We start from the raw sequence: 6871 nt of genomic DNA, 5'->3' as shown, positions 1-6871 counted from the left end.
AAAGCCGTCGCAGATAGGGGATTACCCGTAGCCCACACCCTACAAGCCTCGATACAGACCCAAACCAAACACCGGCCGCCAAATCTCAGACATAAAAAAACCGGCTGACGCCGGTTTTTTTATGTCTAACACTTTTACTTCACGACCTTCAAACTCGGCCGCTTCGCAGCAGGCTCAGGTTTTGGTGGTGTTGGCTCAGGGTCGGTATCAGTCGGAAGCTCCTCCTCGAATAACACCCCCTCACCGTTTTCACGAGCGTAGACACCAATAACCGCATAAAGCGGCACAAAGACATCCATCGGCACGCCACCAAATCGGGCGTCGAAGGTGAGAAAGTCGTTGCCGACATTCAAGCCTCGCACCGCAGAGGGCGCCACGTTTAACACGATCTGACCATCTTCAACAAATTGCTGAGGCACGACCACATCTTTCAATGTGGCATTCACCACCACATAGGGTGTGCAGTCATTATCTAAAATCCATTCGTAGGTAGCACGAATGAGATAAGGACGCCTAGAAGTCATTTCCATAGAGCTATGACTTTAACTGAGTGCGCATATCCAGCTCAGCTTCAGATAAGCTGGCCTGGAATGATTCACGAGCAAAGATCAGGTCCATATATTTGAACAGCGGTGTCGTTTGCTTAGTTTTGGCAATTTCAACACCTAACTTAGGCAGACGCCATAGAATCGGTGCCAAGCAACAGTCAACCAAGGTGAACTCGTCGCTCATGAAATAAGGCTTGTCATCAAAAATAGGCGCCACACCGCTCAAGCTCTCACGCAATTCTTTACGAGCAGCATCAGCCTCTTTTGCCTTGGTCTTCGGATTATCAATTAAATCTACCAAGCGACACCAATCACGCTCAATGCGATACATCCAGAGACGACTCTGACCACGGGCAACGGGGTAAACAGGCAGTAACGGCGGATGCGGGAAGCGCTCATCCAAATACTCCATCATCACCTTCGACTCATAGAGCGCCAGGTCACGATCCAATAGCGTCGGTAAACTATTGTATGGGTTTAAGTCAGCCAGTTCAGCCGGCTTGTTATCGGCATCGACATCAACGATGTCAACGGTGACGCCTTTCTCGGCCAATACGATACGTACACGGTGACTATAATGACTAGCACCGTCCGAAAAAAACGTCATTGATGAACGCTTTGCAACTACACCCATTGAAAATCCCTCAGAAACTCAATATTTAAAAACACAAAAACAGCAGCACCAAGTTGATGCCGCTGCCGTCAAGCTAATCACTGCAATTGCTTAGTGAATATCTTTCCAATATTCGCGGTTAAGCAAATAGACGAAGATAAACATGACACACAAGAACAGTAGTACATAAACACCTAGGCGCTTACGCTCTTCTTTCATTGGCTCAGCCATATACGCCATAAAGTTGGTCAGATCGTAAACAACCTGCTCATACTCGGCGGCATTCAGCTTGCCCGTACCCTCGATGTTTTCAACGCGACCGCAGGCATGCTCAGGGTCTTCCATCGGAATTCCTGTCAGCGGATCACGCTTAACGCCACCATTGGCAGCAATGGCATAGGCCGGCTTACATTCGGTATCGCCCTGAAGCTCACGCAACACATGCGGCATACCAACATCTTTGAAGACCAGGTTGTTAACACCCCATGGGCGCGTTGGATCTGTGTAGAAACTTAATAGATAAGTATACAGCCAATCATTACCACGCGAACGTGCAACCAAGGTCAGATCTGGAGGGCCTGCACCAAACCACTTCTTAGCGTCAGCCGGCGTCATGCCATTAGTCATCAAGTCGCCGATTTTACTGTCATCGAAAATCAAGTTTTCCATGACCAGCTCTTCCGGCATGCCCAGATCACTGGCAATACGCCCGTAGCGAGAGAACTTCGCCTCGTGACAACCCATACAATAGTTGACGAAGGTCTGCGCACCGCGTTGTAGCGATGGCTGATCCGTTGCATCAACGGTAATCTTCATACAATCAATGGTGCCGCAGGGCTTGTCGCCCGCAGCTGAAGCAACAAGCGGAAGTGCTGCCATTATTAACACTGCTAGCAACTGTTTCATTTCATTGTCACCCTATCTGGAACTGGCTTGGTCTTTTCTTTCGATGTATACCAAGGCATTAGCAAGAAGAAAGCAAAATACAGCACAGTACAAATCTGCGCGACCAAGGTTCTTGTTTCAGTGGCAGGTACGACACCTAAATAGCCGAGGATAACGAATACAACAGGCAGTGCCAACAAGGCGAACTTGCTCATGCGACCTTTGTAGCGCCAAGATTTGACTGGGCTACGATCCAACCAAGGCAAGACGAATAAGATAGCGATAGCACCACCCATCACGACAAAACCAAGGAACTTAGCATCCAGCGGGCCAATATTGAAGGTTACTGCACGCAACATCGCATAGAACGGCGTGTAATACCAAACGGGGGCAATGTGTGCCGGCGTTTTCAGCGCATTCGCTTCTTCGAAGTTAGCGTGCTCTAGGAAATAGCCTCCCATCTCAGGCATAAAGAACAAGATGCCGCAGAATACGAACAAGAAAACAACAATACCGACCAAATCATGCACAGTGTAGAAAGGATGGAAAGGAACACCGTCTTTCGGGATGCCGTTTTCATCTTTATTCTGTTTAATCTCAACACCATCAGGGTTATTTGAACCCACTTCGTGCAGCGCTAACAAGTGCAGCACCACCAGCGCCAACAAGACGATGGGTAAGGCGACAACATGTAGAGCAAAGAAACGGTTTAGTGTGACACCACTGATGAGGAAGTCACCACGAATCCACTCAACCAAGTCAGGACCAATGCCAGGAATTGCACCAAATAGCGAAACAATAACCTGCGCACCCCAGTAAGACATCTGCCCCCATGGCAGTACATAGCCGAGGAAACCCTCTGCCATCAACACCAGGTAGATAGCCATACCAAAGATCCATACGAGCTCACGTGGCTTTTTATAAGAGCCGTAAAGCAAACCGCGGAACATATGCAGATAAACGACGGCAAAAAACGCCGAGGCGCCGGTAGAGTGCATATAACGAATAATCCAGCCGTAATCGACATCACGCATGATGTATTCGACTGAGGCGAAGGCCAAGTCTGGATCCGGCACATACATCATTGTTAACCAGATACCAGTCAACAGCTGGTTGACCAGCACCACCATCGATAAAACACCGAAGAAGTACCAGAAGTTGAAGTTTTTCGGTGCATAGTATTTACCCATATGGGTATCCCATGCACGGACAATAGGCAGACGCTCGTCGACCCAATCACGCAAATTTACGAGTGCTTTCATTATGCTTGCTCCGGATCTTCACCAACCATGATCACGCCATCTGAGATGTAGCGATATGGTGGTACTTCTAGGTTCAGCGGTGCAGGGACGCCCTGGAATACTCGACCCGACAGGTCAAAGCGAGAGCCGTGACACGGGCAGAAGAAACCACCAACCCAATTCGCGCCCAAGTCTTCAGGAGCCAATTCTGGACGAAACTTTGGTGCACAGCCAAGGTGGGTACACAATCCGACCAACACTAGCAACTCAGGCTTAACTGAACGCTCATCACCGGTCACGTATGCAGGTTGTTGTTGCTGCTCAGAATCCGGATCTTGCAGACGGCTATTATTCGTTGCCAATGCGTCCAACTGTTCCTGTGTTCGATGCACAAGATACACTGGTTTACCACGCCACTCGGCAACAACCATACGACCTGCTTCAATTTTACTCACATCCACCTGAACTGGCGCGCCAGCGGCCTTTGCCTTGGCACTTGGCGCCCATGATCCAATAAACGGTGTTGCAACCCCTACTGCTCCGGCCGCGCCAACAACGGTTGTTGCTGCGGTCAGAAAGCGTCGCCGCCCTGTATTCACCTCGTCAGTCATGACGATCTCTCCCCCATTAAAGCTTAACAAATTATTTTCAGACGTCTGCTCAACGCCTTTAGAAAAGCCTAAAATAAATCCGAACCATGGTAATTAAAAACAGGGGTACTGACAAGAAAAACCCCAATAATCATAGGTTTTAATTCCACAATTGCATAAAGCACATTCTGACGCCGAAAAAAAACGCCCGCAAGCGGACGTTTCTTTGGCAAAAGCGTCGAATTAACGCTTTGAGAACTGAGGCTTCTTACGCGCTTTGCGTAGACCAACCTTCTTACGTTCAACTTCACGAGCATCACGAGTTACGAAGCCAGCCTTACGTAGAGCCGGGCGTAAGTTCTCGTCATATTCCATCAACGCACGAGTAATACCGTGACGGATTGCACCAGCCTGACCGAAGCTACCACCACCTTTAACAGTGATGTTAAGGTCGAACTTCTCAACCATTTCAACCAACTCTAGAGGCTGACGTACAATCATACGCGCAACTTCACGGCCGAAGAAATTTTCGATAGTGCGATTGTTAATAGTAATGTTACCTGTACCTGAAGTAAGGAAAACACGTGCAGTTGAGGTCTTACGACGACCAGTACCGTAGTATTGAGTAGCAGACATTATTTACTTACCCCAAGATCAAGTTCTAGAGGCTGTTGCGCGGCGTGCGGATGTTCGCTACCGGCGTAAACCTTCATCTTTCTAAACATTGCACGACCCAGTGGGTTGCGTGGCAACATTCCCTTAACCGCAGACTGAATAACACGCTCTGGCGCTTTATCAATTAGCTTCTCGAAGCTAATATCTTTCAATCCGCCAGGATATTCAGTGTGGCTATAGTAAATCTTGTCGGTCGCTTTCTTACCGGTAACACGTACTTGTGCCGCATTGATAACAACGATGTAATCGCCAGTATCAACGTGAGGTGTGTACTCAGCTTTATGCTTGCCGCGTAAACGGTGAGCAATTTCTGTAGCCAAACGACCAAGGGTCTTATCAGCCGCGTCAACAATATACCAGTCGCGTTTTACGTCGGCTGGTTTTGCGCTAAAAGTCTTCATTAAATTTGCCTCTGAGGCGATAGTGCGAATTTGAAGGCGTGAACTTCGCAGCAGGTTTTACCAACCAGACCATATTACAGCCAAGGCATTATGTAAAACTTACTACCCAAACACTTGATTTCAATAATATAAACCCTAAGGCTTATGCTCTCTGGCCAAGTATTCGTGCGACTGCATTTCCAGCAACCGGCTGATTGTGCGCTCAAATTCAAATGATAACTTACCACTGGAATACAGCTCTCCCAATGGCACCGCGGCGGATAGTACCACCTTTACCCCCCTGTCGTAAAACTCATCGACCAAATTAATGAATCTTCTTGCCAAATCATCCTTATTTTGAAATTCCGGGACATTAGAAATCAACACCGCGTGAAATTCTTTGGCCAGCTCAATGTAGTCATTCTGCGAACGAGGGCCATCACAAATAGCGTAGAAATCAAACCAGGCCACATCATCGCCCACTCTTTTCGCTCGGATATTGCGCCCCTCTATCTCGATATCGACATCGGCTTCACAGTGCTCATGGTCCGGCGCCAGATTAGTAAAACTGCTGGCCAACGATAATTCCGCCGCCTCATCGAGGGGATGATGGAACAATTCAGCCTGTTCCAGAGTTCGTAAACGGTAGTCAACACCGCCATCGACATTAATAATTTCAGTACGCTCATTCAGCAGCTTAATCGCGGGCAAGAAACGACTGCGCTGCAAACCGTTTTTATAGAGCCCGTCAGGAATAATATTAGAGGTTGCCAGCAACACCACACCGCGAGCAAACAGCGCCTCAAACAAACCGCCAAGAATCATTGCATCAGTGATATCAGAGACGAAGAACTCATCAAAACAGATAATTCGAGCCTTTTTAGCAATGCCATCAGCCACTTTCTCCAGGGGATTCTTCTCCCCTTGAAGTTCTGTTAACTGGTGATGCACATCGCGCATAAATCGATGAAAGTGTGTCCGCTGTTTCTGCTCAAACGGCAGGCTGTCGTAAAAATTATCCATCAGATACGTCTTACCGCGTCCGACGCCGCCCCAAAAATAAAGCCCCTTCACCATCGCCGGCTCTTGTTGACGACCAAATAATGACTTCAATCTTACCGATAAGCCCCCGCCGCTCACGGCCTCAGACGCCAGCAATTCGTCGTATAATCGCTGCAAATGCTTAACCGCATTTTCCTGCGAAGCATCGTAGTTAAAGCCCGGGGTTTGTAAATCGTTTTTATAGCGTTCTAGAGGAGTCATTTATCCACAACCAAAATCGGCGCCTGCTTTTATTCTATCGCCGCAGAGCGAAAGCGCTGCCACTTTACCGGCACAAATCACAACAGGCAAATCTGAACAGGTCAATCAGCCAAAACCGCTAGCCTTTGGCGCCGGTTAAATGGTTTAATTATCGCTAAAATATATCGCCGTAGAATCATCTACACTCTATATCTACACCGTTTCAGAGGAATTAACGTGTTCTCGACTTTCGAAGCAATTATTATCGCCGCCCTGTTTGCCCTGATCGGCGCAATTATTGGCGCCTTCGCCAGCTCTCGCCTCTCCAGCGGCAGCCGTGCCAACAATGACCTCAGTGACGAGCTAGCAAACACCAAAAAGGAACTCGATGAGTACCAGCAACAGGTAGAAGACCACTTTCTTGAAACAGCCAAGCTGGTAGACGAACTTACCAAGAGTTATCGCGACGTTCACAACCACCTTGCACAGGGTGCCAGCGAGTTGCTAAATGAAGAGATTATCGAGCAGCCACTGAAGAAAATCCAAGGCCCCGAAGACCAGCAAGACGTTGTCGAAACAACCGAGACTGCAGGCTTTGCGCCGCTTGACTACGCCCCTAAAGACCCAAAAACAAAGAGCGGCGTGCTCGACGAAGGCTTTGGCTTACAAAAGACAGCCAGCGAGCGTTAACCGGCTA

The 6871-nt window shown here is 48.4% G+C and carries 7 protein-coding genes and 1 pseudogene; 1 reads left to right on the top strand and 7 read right to left on the bottom strand.

The annotated features are described in order from the left end of the window. Nucleotides 1–134: 134 nt before the first annotated feature. The 7 genes and pseudogenes from L9P87_RS17375 to zapE form a co-directional block, all read right to left on the bottom strand. Nucleotides 135–530 carry a ClpXP protease specificity-enhancing factor gene (locus L9P87_RS17375; protein ID WP_237446032.1) on the bottom strand — a complete coding sequence of 132 codons (396 nt, stop codon included), beginning with the start codon at nt 528–530 and terminating at the stop codon, nt 135–137. 4 nt (nt 531–534) lie between these two features. Further along, nucleotides 535–1182: a glutathione S-transferase N-terminal domain-containing protein gene (locus L9P87_RS17370; RefSeq protein ID WP_237446031.1), complete on the bottom strand. Its 648-nt coding sequence runs from the start codon at nt 1180–1182 to the stop codon at nt 535–537. Between the two features lie 90 nt (nt 1183–1272). Continuing rightward, nucleotides 1273–3308: pseudogene (locus tag L9P87_RS17365) on the bottom strand (ubiquinol-cytochrome c reductase). Then, nucleotides 3308–3898, bottom strand: a complete 591-nt coding sequence (petA, locus tag L9P87_RS17360; RefSeq protein WP_237446030.1) for a ubiquinol-cytochrome c reductase iron-sulfur subunit — start codon at nt 3896–3898, stop codon at nt 3308–3310. Before petA ends, L9P87_RS17365 begins: the two are co-directional and overlap by 1 nt. Nucleotides 3899–4120: 222 nt before the next feature. Next, nucleotides 4121–4513, bottom strand: coding sequence for a 30S ribosomal protein S9 (gene rpsI / locus L9P87_RS17355; RefSeq protein WP_237446029.1), 393 nt, complete (start codon nt 4511–4513; stop codon nt 4121–4123). Next, on the bottom strand, nt 4513–4953 hold the full coding sequence (gene rplM, locus L9P87_RS17350; protein ID WP_237446028.1) for a 50S ribosomal protein L13: 441 nt from the start codon (nt 4951–4953) through the stop codon (nt 4513–4515). Before rplM ends, rpsI begins: the two co-directional genes overlap by 1 nt. A gap of 135 nt (nt 4954–5088) precedes the next feature. After that, nucleotides 5089–6195 carry a cell division protein ZapE gene (zapE, locus tag L9P87_RS17345; protein ID WP_237446027.1) on the bottom strand — a complete coding sequence of 369 codons (1107 nt, stop codon included), beginning with the start codon at nt 6193–6195 and terminating at the stop codon, nt 5089–5091. Nucleotides 6196–6411: 216 nt separating this feature from the next. Here zapE and L9P87_RS17340 point away from each other — a divergent pair, with 216 nt between their 5' ends. Next, entirely contained in the window at nt 6412–6864 is a 453-nt protein-coding gene (locus tag L9P87_RS17340) for a Z-ring associated ZapG family protein (RefSeq protein ID WP_237446026.1), read from the top strand. Nucleotides 6865–6871 lie beyond the last annotated feature (7 nt).

This window comes from Sinobacterium norvegicum (assembly GCF_923077115.1).
Lineage (GTDB): Bacteria > Pseudomonadota > Gammaproteobacteria > Pseudomonadales > Sinobacteriaceae > Sinobacterium > Sinobacterium norvegicum.
The sequence above is the reverse complement of the archived record's forward strand: the minus strand, read 5'-3'. Positions and strand labels throughout refer to the sequence as shown.

Excerpts from the sequence above, each read along its gene's own strand:
- L9P87_RS17375 (WP_237446032.1), bottom strand. The coding sequence starts at position 530 with ATGGAAATGACTTCTAGGCGTCCTTATCTCATTCGTGCTACCTACGAA.
- L9P87_RS17370 (WP_237446031.1), bottom strand. The coding sequence starts at position 1,182 with ATGGGTGTAGTTGCAAAGCGTTCATCAATGACGTTTTTTTCGGACGGT.
- petA (WP_237446030.1), bottom strand. The coding sequence starts at position 3,898 with ATGACTGACGAGGTGAATACAGGGCGGCGACGCTTTCTGACCGCAGCA.
- rpsI (WP_237446029.1), bottom strand. The coding sequence starts at position 4,513 with ATGTCTGCTACTCAATACTACGGTACTGGTCGTCGTAAGACCTCAACT.
- rplM (WP_237446028.1), bottom strand. The coding sequence starts at position 4,953 with ATGAAGACTTTTAGCGCAAAACCAGCCGACGTAAAACGCGACTGGTAT.
- zapE (WP_237446027.1), bottom strand. The coding sequence starts at position 6,195 with ATGACTCCTCTAGAACGCTATAAAAACGATTTACAAACCCCGGGCTTT.